Source organism: Streptococcus sanguinis SK49 (assembly GCF_000212815.1).
GTDB lineage: Bacteria > Bacillota > Bacilli > Lactobacillales > Streptococcaceae > Streptococcus > Streptococcus sanguinis_C.
In genome coordinates this window covers 911,527-931,781 of record NZ_GL890985.1, presented here as the reverse complement: position 1 = coordinate 931,781, position 20,255 = coordinate 911,527, and the positions used below count along the sequence as shown (strand labels likewise).

Sequence of the window (20,255 nt, the reverse complement as noted above, 5' to 3'; positions counted from 1 at the left end):
TCTATTAGTTTGAGTTAGCATCTTGACTCTTCATGTATGCTTTATTTATCAGATTAGCCACCCACTTTGGCCAGAAAAGCTGATACATAAACAAGTCCTCTTTGGTTCGAGTATTATCTGAAATAGTCTTGGTTGTTTCAGATTCTCCATGAATCCGGTGGCACATAAGCTTCTCAGAAATATAAGCAAAGCGACCCTTATAGGCGCTAATCTTGTACCAAGCATACCAATCCAGACTCACGCGCATTTCCTCATCAAATCGAAAATCTCTTAATGCCTCTAAGTTATAAGTCACCGCCGGACAGGAAATGGGATTGCCAAAAGCCAGAACCCGATTTCTCCAAAAACGACTGGATGGCATCAGATTCAAGGTTTTAAGCATGAGAGTCTTGATTTTCAGATTGGTATTAGCCGGAATTTTAACTCCATTTTTCTCTTCAAAATAGTCTGTATAGGCAATGAGAATGTCCTTAGACTGCTCTATCTTCTGCATCACTGCTTCTAGATAAGTTGGCTCATAGTAGTCATCCTGGTGGGCAATGGTAGCATAAGAAGTCTCAACAAAGGAAAGGGCATTATTCCAGTCCTTACCGATACCACCGCCTTCTTTCGTGTAAAAAGGAATACCGTACTTCTGGCACAGCTGCTTAATTGAATCCAACGGTGTTGAGCTATAGCAGATAATCTTTGATGGCAAGGTTTGAGCTTGCAAAGACAGGATACAAGCTTCTAAAAATTCACTTTCGCCATAGGCGCAAATCACCCAGGTATGGTTATTTTTCATCTTTTTCACTCTCTAACTTGGACATCCTTTGCTTCATGATGGACAGTTCTTGCACCAACTGCTTGATTTGCTCCTTTTGCTTGGAAATGGAAATAGTATGTAAAAAAACAATAACCAGCAAGAAAAAGATGGCCAAGGACATGACAAAGTTTGAGGTCAGTTCAAAGCCTAACAATTTGGCAATCGAAACGGGAATCCAATCAAAAATAGAAATAACAATCAGCACAAGGCCAATAATAATCCACATAAAGGCTTGCTCAAATAAAATATTGTTTTGATTGATATTCCGAAAGACAAAATACAGGAATAGGACTGAAGCCACCAGCATAACAATAGACAAAATGGACATTATTCACTCTCTTTCATAAAAGCAGCAATCAAGATCGAAGAGCAAACTTCAATCATATAGCGAATGGACTTAATCGGAGTAATCGAAGAGACTCCTCCTGCACGTTCAAACATATTGGCTGGTGCTTCCACCACTTTATATTTCCGCTTCAAGATATGGACGATTGATTCTGGCTCAGGATATTTTATAGGATAGCGCTCAGCGAATTGTCTAATAATGTCTCGATTGGCCAAACGATAGCCTGATGTGGTATCCAGAATCCTTTTGCCTGTTGTTAATTTAATAAAAGCTGAAATAATGGTAATGCCAAATCGCCGCATGAAAGTCGTCTGAAATTCTGAAGACTTGTCACCGATAAAACGAGAACCAACAACCAAATCAGCCTGCTGACGACGAATAGGCTCCAGCAAAGCATCCAGCGACTCAATATCATGCTGGCCGTCTCCATCAAACTGTACGGCCACATCATAATTCTTCTCAAGAGCATACTTATAGCCCGTCTGAACAGCTCCGCCAATCCCTAAATTCATAACCAAATGAATAGCATTCAGATGATGGCTGTCCAAAATCTCCTTAGTTCTGTCAACTGACCCATCATTGATAACTATGTAGTCTAAGTCAAAATCAACTTTCTTCCGATATTCTACAATGCTCATAACTGTATTTAAAATACTTTCTTCCTCATTATAAGCAGGTATTATCATTAAAACTTTCATTAATTTAATCTATTCTTTCTATAACATGTCATCACATTATTTTTTGTTTTTCTGTAACTGTTTTTTTCTATATTTCATAAAGCTCGGGATTAGGGAATTGATAATCTTATATCTTAGCATTGGAAAAGGCTTCATAACAATATTAAAGATTCTAAAACAAACAAAATACAGCTGCCAACCTTCTTCCATTGGTGTACCCTTCCATGGAGTTTTGTGTAGATAATATAGGTACTCCTTTTTAAACCTATGTCTATTCCCCTTCCGCCAAGGTCTCTCTTCACCAAGATAGTGAATAATTGTAGGTGCTTTCCGAAAATGATTAAAATCTTCCTGTGACATAAACTTAGTTGGCTTACTTAATTCACTCAACGTTTTATAAGGATAGACATCATAAATATTAAAATAATTAAAGGAAATTGGCAAGGTAAAAATTTGCTCTTTCAAGGCTCCATTTAAGGCATCTTGGTCTGGTGCGAATAGCTTTCCTTCATGAAATTGATAAAATTCTATGACCTGTTTACCAATCTCTTCCCTACGCCATTTTTTTAGATCGATCAATAGGACACCCGAATTATGATAGGGATGCTCTTTCAAAGCTAGAAATTCCTTTCTTGACTTATCCACAGTTGGTTCAGGACACATACCTATTACCTTATCTCCTAAATCGCGATAATAAAATGAACCTAAATCTTCTAGAACTAGTGTATCTCCATCGAGATATAAGATCCTATCAACTTCTTGTGGAAGAAGTTTATCTAAAAAAAGACGTGCCAAAATAATTGAAGACCAACCGTTTGTATCAAAATCAAAGTCAATATAGTCTGCGATATTATTTATAGAAATAATACAAACTTTTCTATCGTAACTTTTAGCGAATCCTTTTAATTTATTTTGATTCTCTTGGCTTATCCTCTCGCCAATTAAATATACTGTAATATTCTCAGCAAATTTATTATTCTCAAATATAGAACACATACAGGTTGCAACTTGAGGTACGAACGCATCATTTAGTGTAAATAAGATATTCATCAAATCTTACATCTTTCTTTTTTCCTGATTTTTAGCAACGACATAAATAATTAGACTTGTTGCAAAAAAAACAAACATAGAAAGCAAAAAAGAATTTGCTGCTCCCATTAATTTTTGGGAGCGAATAAATGGTAAAGTAATAAATTTTGAAACAGCAAATGTCAGTAAATATGCAACCATAAGGTAAAGCTGTTTCCCGAAAATAGTCATGATAATATCAATTATCAAAACTAATACATTTAAAATACCTGCTATTAATAAGATAGAAAAAGGAACTTTATAGATTTGCAAATTAACACCATAAACCACACCTAAAATCTCAGTTCCTATGGAATATCCTACACCAACAATCAATATTCCTAAAATTATCATACATAGAAAAAGTTGATTGGTCTGTTTAAAAAATTTTTCATATTTATACTCATTCCAATAAATAGAAAGCTGAGTAGTTAGAGGTCTCAATACAAGAAACAAAAGAGACAATACAAAGACTGGCATAAATAAAATATTGAAATCTCTTTGCATCCCCGCAGGAAGACGACCTACAGATAGTAGTAAGTCAATGCTAATTTTAGGCTCATTATAAATATAAGCTAATAAGAATCCGTTAAAAAATAATGGAAAACTACTTTTCAAAATAGCAGATACATTTCTTCTATCTTTCAATAACCTTGGAGATAAACTTTCATGACAAAAATAGTTTCTATAATATCTAATATCTAAAGGGATTGTTAACATTAGGTTGACTATTCCAATAACGAAACTTGCTAACAATAAAGACTTAGTAACAAATATAGTCCCTCCAAAAAGTAGCATACAAAAACAACTTCTATAAAATTGAATTTTACCAGCTAAGTCAGAACGGTTTCTCTGCTGAAACAAACCTTGAAACACATCAGAATATGCATCAATAGCTCTGTAAAAAACTAATAGAAAAATTATACTTGCTTTGTAAAAGTCGTATCCTTGCCAAATAATATAAGCAACTGCAGTCGCTAACATCAAAAAAACAGTAAAAAGTCTAGTATTGTGATATGATGCGAAACTATATCTGTCTTTTACATCTGTTGACTGAAGATTTCGAATTTGAAAATATCCCAACACATAGAACTGTTGTCCTAAAGCAAAGGCAATACTAAACATATCAGAAGCATCTGATGTCAGTAGTCTTGATGCTAAGAGCAACAAGACTACTGAAACAAATGATGCTGAAAAGCTTCCAATCATATTCCATATATAGTTGTTTTTTATAGCTTTATTTGATAAGAGTCTTTTATTATTACTGTATTCTTCTCTTTCTATTAAAGGTTTTGGTATATCAGATGTTGAGGACATTATTATTCTCCAAATATATTCTATCCCTCATTATACTATATTTTTAGTGAAAAGTGAAAATAGGGCATTAATCAGCCAATAAAAAAAGGACAACTATGTCCTTCTTTATATAGCCAATTACTGCTTCTTTTCCTGCTTGTAAAATTCTTTTAAGGCATCCTGCCAAGTCGGAATGACAAAGCCTGTAGCCTTGGCCTTGGTCAGGCTCATAGTTGAGTTGAAAGGTCGCTTAGCCTTGGCCGGGAATTTGCTGGAATCAACCGGCTGGACTTCCACATCTGTATCTTTGAGAATTTCCACTGCAAAGTCATACCATGTCGTGTCCTCAGCCGCATCATTAGACAGATGGTAATAACCAAATTCCTTTTGATTCTCAGCCAGATGAGTCATAAATTCAGCCAGCGTACGAGTCCAAGTCGGACGGCCATGCTGGTCATTGACTACAGTCAGAGTTTTGTGCGTCTTAGAAAGATTTTGCATGGTAAAGACAAAGTTTTTACCGTAGTTACCAAAGACCCAGGCAGTACGGATAATATAGAAACGGCTGGAATATTTCTCAACCAGCTCCTCACCCATGCGCTTGGTACGGCCATACTCTGTCTGTGGATCCGGCCGGTCATCTACTTCCCATTCCTCTCCGACAGGCTTTTGTCCGTCAAAGACATAGTCTGTTGAGATGTAGACCAAGGTCGCTCCGTGTGCTTCTGCTGCTTTTGCAACATTTTCGGTCCCGGTCACATTGATGGCATAGTCCAGCTCTTTTCCTTCGTCCTCAGCCGCATCAACTGCAGTATAAGCTGCGCAGTGATAAACCAAGCTTGGCTTGACTTCCGCAAAGACCTTGTCCACCATTTGCGCATTGGTAATATCCATTTCCGCCACATCAACAGCCACATACTCCTCATTGCGCTCATCCAAAAGATAGCGAAGCTCTGTACCCAGCTGTCCATTCGCACCTGTAATTAAAATCATTTGTCTTTCCTTTCACATCATAAACATTCAATGAGTTTATTATAACAAAAAAAGCAGAAAAAATCTGCTTGGTCGAATCCCTATCGGAAAATATACTTAATAGTATAATCTAGAGAACATCCTCTTGCCGCTTTTGATATTCTGTATATAAGTGATACAACAATCTGCAAGTAATAATGAATAGACTTATCATCAGAGGCAAAAAAGTTCGAGTGCTTGATGCATAGAGAGTCGGAGATAATGAAATGACCATGCGGCCAATAAAGCCAATTACAAACAAATAGGTCAACCATATCTTTTCTTTACAGTCAGAAACTACAAGCCATAAAGCGTAAAGAATCATTAATAGCAGCAAGCCATAAAAAGCTACCGCGCTCATATACGTGATATTAAAAGAAAATGTCCCTGATTCTCTGGCTACTTTACTGATACCTGTTAAGGTACCAAAAATAGTATTCCAGCCCATTTTTTGTGAAAAAATATTGAGTATGACAAAGCCGCTCAGTGCTATGGCCGTTACATTTTTCTTATGAAGAGCATAGACAAAGAGCACAAGCAAGAAGACCATCACAAAGGCAAAGGACGTGGAAAGCATATTATCCCCTGTCTCCAGAAAGCCCAGCCCAAGCTTTTGAAAGATATTCAAGTTAGGAAAGTTTGGGAACCAACTGACAATGTTCTTCTCCAAACGCAGAGCATTCCCCGGAGACAGCTTGGCTGATATGATTCCTAAAGCGCTTAGTGCCAAATAGCATAAATTACCCAGTAAAGGTTTTTTATCTTTTTTCGCAAGAACAGTTTCAAACAGAAGCCACAAAAAAGCGTAGACAGCTAATTGTTCTTGCATGATAGCAACTAAAAAGCACAAAAGGCTAGCCATATTAATCCAAATATTTTTAGATTCTCTGAAAAAAAGTGCGAAAAGCAACAAAGAAGCAGGGAAAATGTAATTGACATAGGTTGGAATAGAACCCGCGCTTAAAAATTCAGTTGCTGGAAGGAATATAAAAATTAGTAAAGCTGGCAGCCAAGGCAAGGAAGGAGTCAGCTTCCTTAAAGCATAAACCAAAAGTAAAGTTGCCAGAAAGGCTGCTGCTATAAACAGCTTTTCGTGAACAGAAAATAACAAGGTGGCTGACTCAATGAGTAGTCTACTACTCCAAGTAAAATAACGATCAATCCCAAAGAATAAATAATTGTAATGAAATTCCTTAGCATATTCTAAAAATGCTGTTTGGTCTCCTACTGGGGTGATTTTATTATTGATGTAAAACTGTATCGTATAAATAAACGAAGATAAGCATAAGACAATATTAATTTTTTTATTTTTCACAATCTCTCCTCAGCTAAATAAGAATAACTTAAGCTCAAAAACTCACTTACTCTTCTCTTTAATCACATAGATTGGGCGATGCTTGGTTTCCATAAAGATTTTGCCAATGTATTTACCCAGTATGCCGATGGTCAGCAGCTGGAAGCCGCCGATAAGGAGAATGACAGTCATAAGAGACGGCCAACCCGATGTCGGGTCACCAAAAACCAAGGTGCGAATAATAATCACTGCCATCAGGATGAAGGCTAAAATCCAAGACAGGATACCTCCTAAAAAGGCGATGTTGAGCGGAGCATCAGAGAAATTGACGATGCCTTCCAAAGAATAGTTGAATAGTGACCAGAAATTCCAAGAGGTCTTACCAGCTACTCGTTCGACATTTTTGTATTCCAAGTACTCGGTATTGAAGCCAACCCAGGCAAAAATTCCCTTGGAGAAGCGATTGTACTCTGAAACTTCCAGAATAGCTTCTACCATCTGGCTGCGCATCAGTCGAAAGTCACGCGCACCATCTACCATCTCTACCTGACTAATCTTGTTAATCAGCTTATAGAACAAATTGGCAAAAAAGCTTCGGATAGGCGGCTCTCCCTCGCGAGTAGTGCGACGGGTACCCACACAGTCCAGCTCAGGATTCGAGTCCAGCATGGCCTTCATCTCAATCAGGAGCTCTGGCGGATCCTGCAAGTCCACATCCATGACCGTCACAAATTCCCCGCTCGCCTCTTGCAAACCAGCATAGAGGGCTGCTTCTTTTCCGAAATTACGAGAAAAGGACAGATAGTGCACATCAGGACAGCGACTGCTGAGCTCTCGCAAAACAGCCAAGGTCCGGTCCGTCGATCCGTCATTGACAAAAATATATTCAAACTGGTCACGGATTTGATATTTGACCGCTTCCATAGCTTCATGAAACAGAGGAATAGACTCTTCTTCATTGAAACACGGAACAATCACCGAAATTGTCATTTTAATCTCCTACTATTTTTATATATTTCATACTATTATAACAAAAAACTAGGCGAAATGCACTGCACCCTAAAAGTTAGACACAAAAAATCTAGCTTTTGGGGTGCAGCTTATTTCCAACCTAGTTTTATTCTTATTTGCTCAGTCTAGAGGCCTTGAAAATTAGATAGATTCCAAGGCTAGTTTGAGATCCTCTATCAAGTCATCCACATTTTCTAAGCCGATAGAGAGACGGATTTGATTTGGTGTGATGCCTGCTGCCAGCTGAGCCTCTGGCGACATCTGTCCGTGAGTCGTTGTAGCTGGATGGACAACCAGAGACTTGGCGTCTGCTACATTGGCCAAGTCAGAGAAAATCTCTAAGCTGTCAATAACCTTACGAGCTTCTTTCTCCCCACCTTTGACATTAAAGGTAAAGATGGAGCCCACACCTTTATGGAAATATTTTTTAGCCAAAGCATGATAAGGACTGTCAGCAAGCTTTGGATAATTGACCTGCTCGACCTTAGGATGCCCAGCTAGGAAATCTACAATCTTCTCGGCATTGGACACATGACGCTCTACACGCAAAGAGAGAGTTTCCAACCCCTGCAAAAAGAGAAAGGCATTGAAGGGAGACATGGCTGCGCCCGTATCGCGCAAGAGCTGAGTCCGGACTGCAGTGACAAAGGCTGCTGCTCCGACATCGCGCGTATAACTGATATCATGATAGCTCGGGTCCGGATCAACAAACTGCGGAAACTTGCCAGAAGCTTCCCAGTTAAAACGACCGCTGTCCACAATCACACCGCCGATGCTGGTTCCATGACCGCCGATAAACTTGGTCGCAGAATGTACCGCAATGTCCACTCCGTGAGAAAAGACATTGATCAGATAAGGCGTGGCAAAGGTATTGTCGGAAATCAGCGGAATTTTATGAGCATGAACCAGCTCTGCCAAAGCATCAAAGTCAGGAATATTTATCAAAGGATTGCCCAAACTTTCAATCAGAACCAACTTTGTATTGTCCTGAATGGCTGCTTCTACTTCAGCCAGATTTTCAATATCCACAAAAGTCGTGGTAATGCCATAGCGAGGCAGGGTTTCTTTGAGCAGATTAAAGGTACCACCGTAGATAGTGGAAGCTGCCACTACATGGTCGCTAGCATGCGCCAAAGCTAGAATGGTGTAGGTAACAGCTGCCATACCAGAAGCTGTTGCTAGAGCTCCGACTCCACCTTCCAAAGCCGCAATGCGCTCCTCAAAAGCAGACAGGGTCGGATTGGTAATCCGAGTGTAAATATTGCCCGGTTTGCGCAGGGCAAAGAGATCTTCTCCCTCCTGAGTATCATCAAACACATAGGAAGTTGTCTGGTAAATAGGCAGAGCCCGCGACTTAGTAGTCGGGTCAACTGTCTGTCCAGCATGAAGCTGCAGAGTTTCAAATTTAAATTCACGTGTCATAAGGTCACCTCACTATAGTTATGTGATAAGTCTACCACTAAACGTCTCGCTTGACTAATAGAATTTCCTTATCAAAAGAAATAAAGAGAAGCTATATCTTATAGCTTCTCAGATATAATCTCAAAAGTCGCCTGATTGCTAGGCCAGTACAACTGCGACGAAACTTTGTCTAAAGCTATCCACTGAGCTCCCACATGCTCATCAGAAATCTGGATTGCCTTCTGTTCAGTCAGAACTAGAAAGAGATCTTTGTGGATGGACAGATTTTCATCAATCTTTACTGTGAAATCTCCAAGAGCCGTCAGATTTGAACAAGCTAAGAGCAAACCGGTCTCTTCTTTTATTTCACGAAGGCAGGCTTCTTCTGGACTCTCGCCGCTCTCAATCCCACCAGTAATGGGCTGCCAAAAGGAAACTGTCTCAGCTTCCACTTTCAAGAGCAAGATTTCTCGTTCCTCTGGATGATAGATCCAGGCTTCAATCGACTGCCTCATCATGATTTTTTCTCAATCGGTGCTATGCTGGCCAGCACTTTCTTCAGACCGACTTCTGGGAAATTAATCTTGAGCTCTTGGCTGTTGCCGCTGCCAGAGACTGCCAGAACTGTCCCATCGCCCCATTTCTTATGGTGGGCAATATCTCCGATAGCCCAAGCAACTTCCGGCTTAGAAGGCTGGCTCTGACTGCTCTTTCCAAAAGGCAGACTGCCTGTAGAAATGGAACTAGGAGCCGCCTGACGTTTCCGCTCTTGTAGGGCTTGAGCCAGACTCATGCCCTGGCCGAATTTGCTGGTGTCGCTATTGGTATAACTGACCTTAAAGGAGCTATTTGCCGGTCGAGCCAGGCCTTGATAGTCTAGCAAGTCTGAGCTGATTTCTCTCAAGAAACGAGTAGGGTGATTATAGTTGGTTTTACCATAAAGCATACGGGAATTGGCGTTGGTCAGATAGAGAATCTTCTCTGCTCGGGTGATGCCGACGTAGGCCAGGCGCCGCTCCTCTTCCAATTCATCCTCATCTTCAGACGCCCGACTTAGAGGGAAGACATTTTCCTCCATTCCAACCAGAAAGACGACCGGAAATTCCAATCCCTTGGCCGCGTGGAGGGTCATCAGAGTCACTTCGGAACTCTCCGTATCTCCGTCATCTGTGTCTGCAATCAAGGCTAAGTCATTGAGAAAACGGCTGAGCTTATCAAGACCAGATTCATCAGCAGGATTATCTGGACTTTCATCAAAGTTCTTAGTTACAGACAGGAATTCTTCGATATTTTCAATCCGTGCTTGGCTTTCCAAGGTTGCTTGGGCAGCCAAGGCTGCAGCATAACCTGTCTTTTCCAATACGGCTTCTACCAGCTCCGTTACTGTAAAGTCGTCCAAGCGCTCCCGCAAATCCAGAAGCATATTGGCAAAATCATAGACCGCCTGAGCCGCTTTTCCCTTGACCGGAGACAGCAAGATATTGGCCGACGCATCTAGCAAGGAGATTTCCTGACTGGACGCAAAATCCCGAATTTTCTCCACCGTTCCTGGTCCGACACCACGCTTAGGCTCATTGACCACGCGTTCATAGCTGATATTGTCGCTAGGGTTGGCGATGAGATTGAGATAAGAAATAACATCTCGGATTTCCTTGCGGCTGTAGAACTTGGTTCCACCGACCATGGTATAGGGAATATTGGACTTTAGCAGGGCTTCCTCCACTGTCCGTGACTGGGCATTGGTCCGGTAAAGAACTGCAAAATCCTTATGACTATATCCTTCTCGGCTCAGCTGATCAATAGTTCGGGCGACAAAAAGAGCCTCATCCTGCTCGTCATTAGCCCGATAGTAGACAATTTCCTCACCGTCTTCGTTTTGAGTCCAGAGATTTTTAGGACGGCGGTTGCGGTTGTTTCGGATGACTTCATTAGCTGCCTGAAGAATGGTCTTGGTGGAACGATAGTTTTCCTCTAGCAGAACTACCTTAGCTTCTGGATAATCCTTTTCAAAGTCCAGGATATTCTGCATATCGGCTCCCCGCCAGCCATAGATAGACTGGTCAGCATCTCCGACTACGCAAATATTCTTAAAGCGGGAAGCCAAGAGCTTGACCAGCTGATACTGAGCATGATTGGTATCCTGATACTCGTCCACATGGATGTACTGGTAGCGTTGCTGGTAGTAGGTCAAAACGTCAGGATTTTGATCAAAGAGTCGCAGGGTCAGCATGATTAAGTCGTCAAAGTCCATAGCCTCAGACTGGCGCAATTCCTTTTGATAGGCCGTGTAGCACTTAGCTACAATCTCTGTATACATATCACCAGCTAGATTTGCATAGGCTACCTCATCAATCAGGTCGTTCTTAGCATTGGAAATAGTTCCCAGAATGGCACGCTCATTCCACTTTTTAGGGTCCAGATTGAGATTTTTGAGAATTCGCTTCATCAGAGTCCGCTGTTCGCCAGGATCAACGATCGTAAAGTTGCGGTTGTAGCCAATATGATCTGCTTCTCGTCTCAGAATACGCACACACATGGAGTGGAAGGTAGCGATTAAGCAATCTTGGGCCTCCGTTTTAAGTTTTTCAGCCCTTTCTCTCATCTCCCGCGCCGCCTTATTGGTAAAGGTAATGGCTAAGATATTCCATGGATTGACCATTTTTTCATCAATCAAATAGGCAATGCGGTGGATCAGGACACGGGTCTTACCCGATCCAGCTCCCGCCATAATCAGCAAAGGCCCTTCTGTTGTTTGAACCGCCTCAGCCTGACGGTCATTCATACCGTTTAATAAAGGATGCATTTTTCTTCCTCTTTCAAAGTCAATGCTACTATTATAACAAAAATCCTGATGAAGCTAAACCAGAAAGAAGAGGAATTTCTGATTTTAGATTAGATTTTCGGCAAAGTCATTTAAGGCACCCTAAGCCCGATTCAAATTGAAAATCAGGCCTATTTTTGCTATAATATGCCCATATGAGACTTAGAGTACCTGTCCAGAGATGACATTTTTTCGCAAGTCTCTTTTCCATTCTGCTGCCCCACTAGAAAGAAAGGCTGTCATGAAAAATCCTAGTAACAATCTGAAGCTAGCGGAGAGAGGAGCCATCCTGTCCATCGCTACCTATCTGATTCTCTCAGCGGTCAAGATTATCGCAGGCTCGACCCTCCAGTCCTCCAGTCTGACGGCCGATGGCTTCAACAACGTCTCTGATATCGTGGCTAATATCGCCGTTTTAATTGGCCTGCGTATGGCTAGAAAACCAGCCGACCGTGACCATCGCTTTGGCCACTGGAAGATAGAAGATCTGGCCAGTCTCATCACATCTTTCATCATGTTTTTCGTTGGATTTGATGTCTTGATAGAGACCATTCAGAAAATTATTTCCAATCAAGAGACCAAGCTTGACCCAGTTGGTGCCGTGGTCGGAATCATCTCGGCAATCATTATGTTAGGTGTTTATTTTTACAATAAAACACTGGCTAAAAAAGCTCACTCCAAGGCTCTGGATGCCGCAGCCAAGGATAACCTATCAGACGCTGTCACTTCTATCGGCACTTCAGTTGCTATCATTGCCAGCGCCTTTAACTTTCCAATCGTTGATAAGCTAGCAGCCATTATCATTACCTTCTTCATTCTCAAGACGGCCTACGATATCTTTATGGAATCTTCCTTCAGCCTGTCCGACGGATTTGATGAAAGCCTGCTGCAGGACTATAAGCAAGCTATCTTGGAAATTCCTAAAATCACTCAAGTCAAGTCACAGCGCGGCCGGACCTATGGCAGTAATATATATCTGGATATTATCTTGGAAATGAATCCGGATTTGTCTGTTTTTGAAAGCCATGAGATTGCGGACCAAGTTGAGGATATGCTTATGGAGCGCTTCGGAGTCTTTGATATTGACATTCATATTGAGCCTGCTCCCATTCCCGAGGATGAGACGCTGGACAATCTTTACCCAAACCTGCTCATGCGTGAACAGCTCGTGGAGCAAGGCAACCAACTGGATACACTTCTGTCCGCCGAATTTCTCTACATTTCCCAAGATGGCCGACAGCTAAACAAGGCTGAATTTCAGGCAGAAAGAGCCTCAAAAACTCCTCTCAAAAACGTTGAACTGCTTTCTGTCAGCCAGAAAACCAAACTCATCCGCTATGAAATGGACGGTGTTATCCATACCAGCCTCTGGCGCCGCCACGAAGTATGGCAAAACATCTTTCACCAAGAGACACGAAAAAACCAGTCTGATGATTAAGTCAGTCTGGCTTTTTCATTGCAACACATCCTTCATTTCCCTGTATAATAAATAACAGTAATATTATCTAGACTTTGCAAATTTGTTGGTTTCTCTTTAGCTTTCAGGCCGTCTTTTTCAGGATTGTCAGACAAATAATAGTTGTCATAGCTATCATCTAGGTCGGTATAAATCTTTATCTTATCATTAACAAGTAAAGCAGCATATCTTGCCTGTCCAAAAGGCTTTCTTGAAATCTTTGTAAATTCAATTTTTTGAACATCTTCATAATGATTAATGATATAAAGTGCAAGCTTTTGCTCTTTCTTATGAAGCTCCGACATTTCAGTTTCTGACATCCATATTTTTTCACCATCTCTATTTACTATGCTGCTACATGCAGTCAGAAAAATCAGTGCAAGTATAGCCAAAAATAATAATTTTTTCTTTCTTGACTTCAAGAGCAGTCTCCTTTAACAGTCTTTTGATATTAGTATACCACATCAGGACAAGTATCTTTATGTTTACTTGTAACTTTAAAGTTGATTTTCAAAGAAAAAACCAAGGCTTGCCCTGCCTTGGTTTAAAATAGACTTTAATTTACTTATTCTTAATAAAACCAAATTCATTAAGCGGTGAGAGTCGGAACTCCACCACTCCCTTGATTTGACTGGCTTTGATGAGCCCAAATTCTCGGCTGTCCTTCGTATTTTCCCGTCGATCATTAAGAATCAAATAAGAATCTTTAGTAATTTTATCAGACTTTGAGCCCTTCAAATCCATAACAGAGAAATCATGAGTATAGTAACCCGAACTTCCTGCTGAAGCTAGATATTTCTCGCGCATTTTCTCAATGTATTCTTCCGACATGACCTGACCGTTCAGGTAAAGAAGATCATCCATATAGGTTACTTGATCCTTTTCCAGGGCAATGACCCGGCCGACATAGTCTTTGCCGTCCACTTCATAGAGAACAAAGTCTCCACGCTTGATGTCTTGCTTTCTCGTCGCCAAGACCAAGTCATTCTTTGCCAAGTAAGCATTGCTGTCTTGCTCAGTCACCCGATAAGGCGTATAAATAAAAACTCTCAGCCCTATAATGATAGCTGCCAGTACTGAAAAAATAATAATATTTCTTAATAAATCTCTCTTTAACATTAGTCTCTCCCATCTCTTTTATACCATTATATCATTTTTAGATAAAATAGACAAAGGGACAATCTTATTTCAAAAATCAAAACGCTGATGTGTCCTTCTTCCCACACAAGATAATGGTCGTCACTTCGACAAGAGAAAAAACCGATGATTTTTCAATCAACGGTTCTTCTTATTATCTTAGATTAACGTACTGTACGGATACGCATTGTGTTGGTACGAACTGCTTCACCAAGCGGCACACCAGCAACGATAACGATATCATCACCAGATTCAACCAAGCCTTGCTCAACTGCAATCTTTTCAGCGATTTCAAACATATCGTCTGTATTAGATGGAGTTTCAGTAGTCACTGGAATAACACCCCAGTTCAGCATAAGACCGCGTTGAGTCAATTCGTCAAAAGTGATAGCCAAGATATCAGCGTTTGGACGGTATTTAGAAATCAAGCGAGCTGTGTGTCCAGTCTTAGTAAGAGTAACTACCAACTTGATATCCATTGAGTTTGTAGCATCTTTAACTGCTGAAGCCATAACTTCAGTCTTAGAGTTACGCTCAAAGTTGTCAGTTGTCAAACGGCCATATTCGTTAAGAAGGGTTTGAGCGTTCTTATCGATAGTCGCCATTGTTGTTACTGACTCAAGTGGGTATTTACCGTTTGCAGACTCACCTGAAAGCATAGTTGCGTCAGTTCCATCGATAACAGCGTTAAATACGTCTGATACTTCTGAACGAGTTGCACGTGGTTTTTCTGTCATGGTTTCAAGCATGTTAGTTGCTGTGATAACCACTTTACCAGCTGCATTTACCTTAGTGATGATCATTTTTTGGTAAACTGGAACCATTTCGAATGGTACTTCGATACCCATGTCACCACGGGCAATCATGATACCGTCAGCAGCTTCAATGATTTCGTCCAAGTTATCGATACCTTGTTGGTTTTCGATTTTCGCGAACAATTGAACGTGTCCATTACCAGTTTCTTCACAGATTGCACGAACTTCGTCGACGTCTTTTGCAGTACGTACGAATGAAATCGCAATGAAGTTGATACCTTGTTCCAAACCGAAACGGATATCATCATTATCGCGCTCAGCAAGTGCTGGGAAAGGAATCTTAGTGTTAGGGATGTTCACACCTTTCTGCTTAGCAATGATACCGTCATTTTCAACGACTACTTCAAATTCACGAGTTGCATCGTCTTTTGAGAAAACACGAAGACCAAGTTTACCATCGTCAACCAAAACTTGGTGACCAACTTCAACATCGTCGTAGATGTCAAGGGCACCGGCAACGTTCAAAGCAATCACATCACGAGTTGATTTGATACCTTGCTTAGTAGCAACACGGATTTTTTCACCAGTTTTGTAAGAGTACTCTTTTGCATCGCCTTCAAACAATTCTGTACGAATTTCTGGTCCTTTTGTATCAAGTAGGAAACCAACTTTTTGGCCGGCAATTTCTTCTGCACGCTTAACAGTTGCCATGCGCTCTCCTTGCTCAGCATGGTCACCGTGTGAGAAGTTAAAACGGAATGTATTTGCGCCAGCTTCAATCAGCTTAGCTATGTTTTGAGCTGATGCTTCAACATCCAGCTTTTCTCCCCAATATCCGTCATCACCGAATTTTTTACCACCGCGGATTTCTACCGCAGGACCTAATGTTGCAACGATTTTTACACGTTTATTCATGATTGTATGAAACTCCTTCTTCTATTTGGCCTCTTGGCCTGAATAACAAATAATAATTAAATATTGATGCTGCGGTTCAAATCAGCCAAGTCCAGATCAGCCTTGTGCGGATTATTGACAACAATCTTGCCTTCAGCAGTCAAGCTAAAGAGTGCTCCTTCTTCAGCAGTTCCCAGAATTGGGCTTTCAACCATCTGCTCATTGCGGATTCCAACAGCAACTCCGCCGATACCTTCTTTAAGCAGTTTAACAGCATGTGCTCCCATACGAGATGCAAGGACACGATCACGCGCAGTCGGTGAGCCTCCACGCTGGATATGTCCGAGCTCTGTGACACGCAAGTCACTCATATCACCAGCTTCTTTCAGCTTCTCAGCAAATTCATCCGCTGACATGACACCCTCAGCCAAGACGATGATGTTGTGTTTCTTACCCTTGGCATAGCCATTCTTAATGCTTTCAACAACTTCTTCGATTTTGAAACCTTCTTCTGGAACGATGATTTCATCCGCACCAGATGCAATACCTGCCCAAAGAGCAATATCACCAGCATTACGACCCATTACTTCGATAACGAAAGTACGACGGTGACTGGATGAGGTATCCCGAATCTTGTCAATCGCATCCATAGCTGTAGTAACAGCAGTATCAAAACCGATAGTGAAGTCTGTTCCGACGATATCATTGTCAATGGTTCCTGGAACACCAACAGCGGGGAAGCCGTGCTCTGTCAGACGCATCGCACCGTGGTAAGATCCATCACCACCGATAACAACGACACCTTCGATTCCATGTTTTTTAAGCTGCTCAATTCCTTTCAGCTGCCCTTCAACTTGGGCAAACTCAGGGTAACGAGCAGAGTGAAGGAAAGTTCCACCGCGAGAAATAATGTCACCAACTGATGTTGCATCAAGTGGGTAAATCTCGCCAGCTACCATTCCAGCGTAACCATCATAAATACCGTAAACTTCCATTCCTTCGGAAATTGCTTTACGAACAACCGCACGGATGGCAGCATTCATACCAGGGGCATCACCACCACTAGTCAAAACAGCAATACGTTTCATTTCGCTTTTTGCTCCTTTTTCTTTTTAACATTCTTATAGATTATACCACAATCATCATGAAAATTCTCTTATTTTCCATATTTTTTAACGAAAAATCGTTTTCATAGTATAATTCTTCAATTCCTCTTGCAGCTGCTCCGATTTCTCCACTCGAAAATGCGGTGCAGACATGGTGTGCTTCTCATCTTCATAGCGCAGGACAACCGGAATATTACCGGGGTATTTCTGCAAAATCTGAGATATTTCCCGATCATATTCATGTCCAGCAAGTTTTATCCAGAAGCGTTCTGTAGTGGCTTCTTCTATATCTGACAAGACCAGCTGTAAGCGTCCATCCCGCTCCTGCATCTTGCCAGTCAAGTAGTAAATGCCCTTCTCCTTAATACGTTCACCCAGCTGTCTATAAGTATCAGGAAAGAGGGTAACATCCAGTTTTTTCTTCGTATCTGAAACCTGCAAGAAGGCCATGTTCTCGCCCTTTTTAGTCCGAATAGTCTTGACAGTCTGGACTTGAGCTAAAATCCTAGCTCTGCTATTTTCCGTCAAATCACTAATCCAGCTAAAGGGCTGGTCCGCTTCTTTGGCCAGTTTAACCAAGGGGTGATCGCTAAGCCCCACACCGATAATGCTCTGTTCCAGCTCAAACTTTTCAGCATCGCTGAAATCCTGAGCCTCTGTCCAAGAATAAGTCGTATCGGCAAAGAGGCTGCCCAGCTCATCCGCAAATACAAATAAATTAGGCAGATTGGCTAGAATTTTTTGGCGATTTTTCTCAAAACTGTCAAAGAGCCCCAGCTGAATCAGAGGAGTCAGCAGCGGAATCTTATGGTAATTCTGAGGCAGGCGCAGAATAAAGTCTTCCACCCCAGTAAAGGCAGCATTTTGTCGCTCTTCGATAATCCAGTAAGCCAAATCCCTAGGCAGGCCTTTGATATTTTTCATGCCTAAAAATATCTTCTTATCCTGAAACTTATCATGGTAGGGAATATTATTGATACTGAGGGGCGCTGTTTCAAAGTCAAAACTCAGGGCATCAGTGATATAGTCACTGCTAGAGTAATTGAGCATGACATCAAAGAAAACATCTGGATAGTGAGCCTTGAAATAAGCCAGCTGAAAGGCCAGAGCTGAGTAGGCATAGGCGTGGCTGCGGTTAAAGCCATAACCAGCAAACTTCTCCATAATAGCAAAGACTTCCTTGGCTTTGGATTCCGAGTGACCAAGTTTGAGAGCACCTGCGACAAAGTCCTCCTGCATGCGGTGCATTTCAGCAGCACTTTTCTTGCCCATGGCCCTTCGTAAAATATCGGCTTTCCCCAGACTAAAGCCACCAAAGCGCTGGGCAACCTGCATGACTTGCTCTTGGTAGAGCATGATACCGTAAGTCGGAGCTAGAATATCAGCCAAACTATCATCAATCAGCGCCACCTGCTCCAGTCCATGCTTTCTCTTGACAAAATTGTCAATATAATCGCTGGCTCCAGGACGGTTGAGAGAGGTTGTGGCCACTACTTCCTCAAAGCAAACCGGCTGAATCCGCTTGAGCAGGCTGATAGCCCCCGGCTGCTCAAACTGGAAAATCCCCTTGGTCTGACCAGCCGCAAAGAGTTTCAGAGTGTCTGCATCCGCCAAGTCAATCTCTGCAATCTTAATATCTACCTCATATTTTTTCAGGGTTGCTTCTTTCATCCGCTGGACAAAGGTCAGATTGCGCAAGCCCAGAAAGTCCATCTTGAGCAGACCGTTGCTCTCCACACCGTGGGCATCATATTGGGTGATATACATGTCCTCGCCGTATTTGAGCGGTATCTGGTCAGTCAGGTCATTATCGCTCATCACAACTCCAGCTGCATGGATAGAAGTCTGACGGGGATGACCTTCAATTTTTTTAGCAATATCAAAGGCCTTTTGATATTCTAGCTTGCTGTTGATAATCTGACGAAAGGCCATATTTTTCTCATAAGCAGAGGTCAGACTATCGCCAAAGCGGATTTTCTTAGTGATATTGGTTAGCTCATACTCTGGCAGACCGAAGCGCTTGAAGACATCGCGAATGGCCTGCTTGGCTCCGAAGGTTGAGTAGGTCACAATCTGAGCCGCATGCATACTGCCATAGCGGTCCCGAACATAGCGGATAAACTCCGGCCGGTAAACATCAGGAATATCGATATCAATATCGGGCATGGTATAGCGCTCTAGATTTAGAAAGCGCTCAAAAAGCAGGTTATTCTTGACTGGGTCAATCCCAGTAATCTCCAAAGCATAGGCCACCAGACTGCCAACAGCAGAGCCTCGACCCATGCCCATATAGTAGCCCTGACTGCGACCAAAGCGCAGCAAATCCCAGACAATGAGAAAATAATCATCAAAGCCCATCTGATGAATGACAGCCAGCTCCTGATCCAGCCGTTCCTGATAAAGTTTGCGTGTTAAACCGCGTTTTTTTAAGCCAGCTTCAGACCGCTCCCTTAGTTCTTCCACAGCTGGCCGCTCCCGATTAAAGCGGGGCAGTTTCAGCTCCCTATTGATATCATAGTGAACATGACGGACTAGCTTCTCAAGATTAGCCAGACTCTCTGGGAAAGTTTCCTTAAAAGCTCCTGCCAGAGCATCTGGTGCCAGCAAAAACTCATGATTGGGAAGGCTGCCAATCTCCCGCAGGCTGGCATTTTCTCGAATAGCCCGGAGCATCTGCAAGGTTTCCAAATCCCCCGTGTCAAAATATCGGACAGTATGCAGGGGCAGGGTTGGCCGACCGAACTCCTGCTTGGGCGTTGCTGGAAAGACACCAACATAAAAATCCAACCCCAAATCTAAATCTGCTACTCCGTCAAAAGCAGGAACAATCAAAGCTAATCCCTTAAATAGATGCTGAACATCCTCCCAGTTCTTTTGTCCCATCATCTTGAGAGTTGAGACTTTCATCAGATTGCGATAGCCTTGACTGTCTAAGGCCAACAGACGGAGATGAAGCTCCTGCTCATCCTTGATCAGACTCAGATCCAAGCCTAAAAGCGGCTGCAGTCCCGCAGATTCGGCTTCCTCTAAGAAATGATAGGCACCATAGAGATTGTCCACATCCATCATGCCTAGATGACTGTATCCTAAGTCCTTGGCTTTTTGCACATATTTCTTTATCGGGACCAAGCTATCCATAAAACTGTAAACAGTCTTGGTATCAAGTTGTATTACCAC

General features: G+C 41.9%; 17 protein-coding genes. 1 reads left to right on the top strand and 16 read right to left on the bottom strand.

The window, feature by feature from the left end:
• Positions 1–4 precede the first annotated feature (4 nt).
• From HMPREF9380_RS06395 to pcrA, 11 genes are all read right to left on the bottom strand, one after another.
• Complete coding sequence (locus HMPREF9380_RS06395; RefSeq protein ID WP_002933114.1) at positions 5–784, bottom strand: glycosyltransferase family 2 protein; 780 nt, start codon at positions 782–784, stop codon at positions 5–7.
• Positions 774–1,133, bottom strand: coding sequence for a DUF2304 domain-containing protein (locus HMPREF9380_RS06400; protein WP_002933110.1), 360 nt, complete (start codon positions 1,131–1,133; stop codon positions 774–776). The genes HMPREF9380_RS06395 and HMPREF9380_RS06400 overlap by 11 nt, the downstream gene beginning before the upstream one ends.
• Positions 1,133–1,849 carry a glycosyltransferase family 2 protein gene (locus tag HMPREF9380_RS06405; protein ID WP_002933103.1) on the bottom strand — a complete coding sequence of 239 codons (717 nt, stop codon included), beginning with the start codon at positions 1,847–1,849 and terminating at the stop codon, positions 1,133–1,135. The genes HMPREF9380_RS06400 and HMPREF9380_RS06405 overlap by 1 nt, the downstream gene beginning before the upstream one ends.
• A gap of 36 nt (positions 1,850–1,885) precedes the next feature.
• A complete protein-coding gene (locus tag HMPREF9380_RS06410) occupies positions 1,886–2,878 on the bottom strand; it encodes a glycosyltransferase family 8 protein (protein ID WP_002933101.1) in 993 nt (330 codons plus the stop codon).
• 6 nt (positions 2,879–2,884) lie between these two features.
• Entirely contained in the window at positions 2,885–4,105 is a 1,221-nt protein-coding gene (locus HMPREF9380_RS06415) for a lipopolysaccharide biosynthesis protein (protein ID WP_376739447.1), read from the bottom strand.
• 225 nt (positions 4,106–4,330) lie between these two features.
• Positions 4,331–5,185 (bottom strand): dTDP-4-dehydrorhamnose reductase, encoded by an 855-nt coding sequence (gene rfbD, locus HMPREF9380_RS06420; RefSeq protein WP_002933099.1) that lies wholly within the window; start codon positions 5,183–5,185, stop codon positions 4,331–4,333.
• A gap of 109 nt (positions 5,186–5,294) precedes the next feature.
• Positions 5,295–6,518 carry a hypothetical protein gene (locus tag HMPREF9380_RS06425; RefSeq protein WP_002933098.1) on the bottom strand — a complete coding sequence of 408 codons (1,224 nt, stop codon included), beginning with the start codon at positions 6,516–6,518 and terminating at the stop codon, positions 5,295–5,297.
• A gap of 42 nt (positions 6,519–6,560) precedes the next feature.
• Positions 6,561–7,487 (bottom strand): glycosyltransferase family 2 protein, encoded by a 927-nt coding sequence (locus HMPREF9380_RS06430; protein WP_002933097.1) that lies wholly within the window; start codon positions 7,485–7,487, stop codon positions 6,561–6,563.
• Positions 7,488–7,649: 162 nt separating this feature from the next.
• Positions 7,650–8,930, bottom strand: coding sequence for an O-acetylhomoserine aminocarboxypropyltransferase/cysteine synthase family protein (locus HMPREF9380_RS06435; protein WP_002933094.1), 1,281 nt, complete (start codon positions 8,928–8,930; stop codon positions 7,650–7,652).
• A gap of 98 nt (positions 8,931–9,028) precedes the next feature.
• Positions 9,029–9,427, bottom strand: coding sequence for an NUDIX domain-containing protein (locus HMPREF9380_RS06440; protein WP_002933093.1), 399 nt, complete (start codon positions 9,425–9,427; stop codon positions 9,029–9,031).
• Entirely contained in the window at positions 9,424–11,712 is a 2,289-nt protein-coding gene (gene pcrA, locus HMPREF9380_RS06445) for a DNA helicase PcrA (RefSeq protein WP_002933092.1), read from the bottom strand. The genes HMPREF9380_RS06440 and pcrA overlap by 4 nt, the downstream gene beginning before the upstream one ends.
• 259 nt (positions 11,713–11,971) lie before the next feature.
• Between pcrA and HMPREF9380_RS06450 the strand changes: the two genes are divergently transcribed.
• Positions 11,972–13,168, top strand: a complete 1,197-nt coding sequence (locus HMPREF9380_RS06450; RefSeq protein WP_032907501.1) for a cation diffusion facilitator family transporter — start codon at positions 11,972–11,974, stop codon at positions 13,166–13,168.
• A 32-nt stretch (positions 13,169–13,200) separates the two neighbouring features.
• On the opposite strand, the gene HMPREF9380_RS06455 is transcribed toward HMPREF9380_RS06450, so the two are convergent.
• From HMPREF9380_RS06455 to HMPREF9380_RS06475, 5 genes are all read right to left on the bottom strand, one after another.
• Entirely contained in the window at positions 13,201–13,608 is a 408-nt protein-coding gene (locus HMPREF9380_RS06455) for a hypothetical protein (protein ID WP_002933089.1), read from the bottom strand.
• 139 nt (positions 13,609–13,747) lie between these two features.
• Entirely contained in the window at positions 13,748–14,305 is a 558-nt protein-coding gene (gene lepB, locus HMPREF9380_RS06460) for a signal peptidase I (RefSeq protein WP_002933088.1), read from the bottom strand.
• Between the two features lie 182 nt (positions 14,306–14,487).
• Positions 14,488–15,993 (bottom strand): pyruvate kinase, encoded by a 1,506-nt coding sequence (pyk, locus tag HMPREF9380_RS06465; RefSeq protein ID WP_002895918.1) that lies wholly within the window; start codon positions 15,991–15,993, stop codon positions 14,488–14,490.
• Positions 15,994–16,049: 56 nt separating this feature from the next.
• Complete coding sequence (gene pfkA / locus HMPREF9380_RS06470) at positions 16,050–17,060, bottom strand: 6-phosphofructokinase (RefSeq protein WP_002895919.1); 1,011 nt, start codon at positions 17,058–17,060, stop codon at positions 16,050–16,052.
• Positions 17,061–17,144: 84 nt separating this feature from the next.
• On the bottom strand, positions 17,145–20,255 hold the full coding sequence (locus tag HMPREF9380_RS06475) for a DNA polymerase III subunit alpha (protein ID WP_032907305.1): 3,111 nt from the start codon (positions 20,253–20,255) through the stop codon (positions 17,145–17,147).

Excerpts from the sequence above, each read along its gene's own strand:
- HMPREF9380_RS06440 (WP_002933093.1), bottom strand. The coding sequence starts at position 9,427 with ATGATGAGGCAGTCGATTGAAGCCTGGATCTATCATCCAGAGGAACGA.
- lepB (WP_002933088.1), bottom strand. The coding sequence starts at position 14,305 with ATGTTAAAGAGAGATTTATTAAGAAATATTATTATTTTTTCAGTACTG.
- HMPREF9380_RS06450 (WP_032907501.1), top strand. The coding sequence starts at position 11,972 with ATGAAAAATCCTAGTAACAATCTGAAGCTAGCGGAGAGAGGAGCCATC.
- pfkA (WP_002895919.1), bottom strand. The coding sequence starts at position 17,060 with ATGAAACGTATTGCTGTTTTGACTAGTGGTGGTGATGCCCCTGGTATG.
- HMPREF9380_RS06410 (WP_002933101.1), bottom strand. The coding sequence starts at position 2,878 with ATGAATATCTTATTTACACTAAATGATGCGTTCGTACCTCAAGTTGCA.
- HMPREF9380_RS06400 (WP_002933110.1), bottom strand. The coding sequence starts at position 1,133 with ATGTCCATTTTGTCTATTGTTATGCTGGTGGCTTCAGTCCTATTCCTG.
- pyk (WP_002895918.1), bottom strand. The coding sequence starts at position 15,993 with ATGAATAAACGTGTAAAAATCGTTGCAACATTAGGTCCTGCGGTAGAA.
- HMPREF9380_RS06405 (WP_002933103.1), bottom strand. The coding sequence starts at position 1,849 with ATGAAAGTTTTAATGATAATACCTGCTTATAATGAGGAAGAAAGTATT.
- HMPREF9380_RS06415 (WP_376739447.1), bottom strand. The coding sequence starts at position 4,105 with ATGATTGGAAGCTTTTCAGCATCATTTGTTTCAGTAGTCTTGTTGCTC.
- HMPREF9380_RS06395 (WP_002933114.1), bottom strand. The coding sequence starts at position 784 with ATGAAAAATAACCATACCTGGGTGATTTGCGCCTATGGCGAAAGTGAA.
- rfbD (WP_002933099.1), bottom strand. The coding sequence starts at position 5,185 with ATGATTTTAATTACAGGTGCGAATGGACAGCTGGGTACAGAGCTTCGC.
- pcrA (WP_002933092.1), bottom strand. The coding sequence starts at position 11,712 with ATGCATCCTTTATTAAACGGTATGAATGACCGTCAGGCTGAGGCGGTT.
- HMPREF9380_RS06435 (WP_002933094.1), bottom strand. The coding sequence starts at position 8,930 with ATGACACGTGAATTTAAATTTGAAACTCTGCAGCTTCATGCTGGACAG.
- HMPREF9380_RS06430 (WP_002933097.1), bottom strand. The coding sequence starts at position 7,487 with ATGACAATTTCGGTGATTGTTCCGTGTTTCAATGAAGAAGAGTCTATT.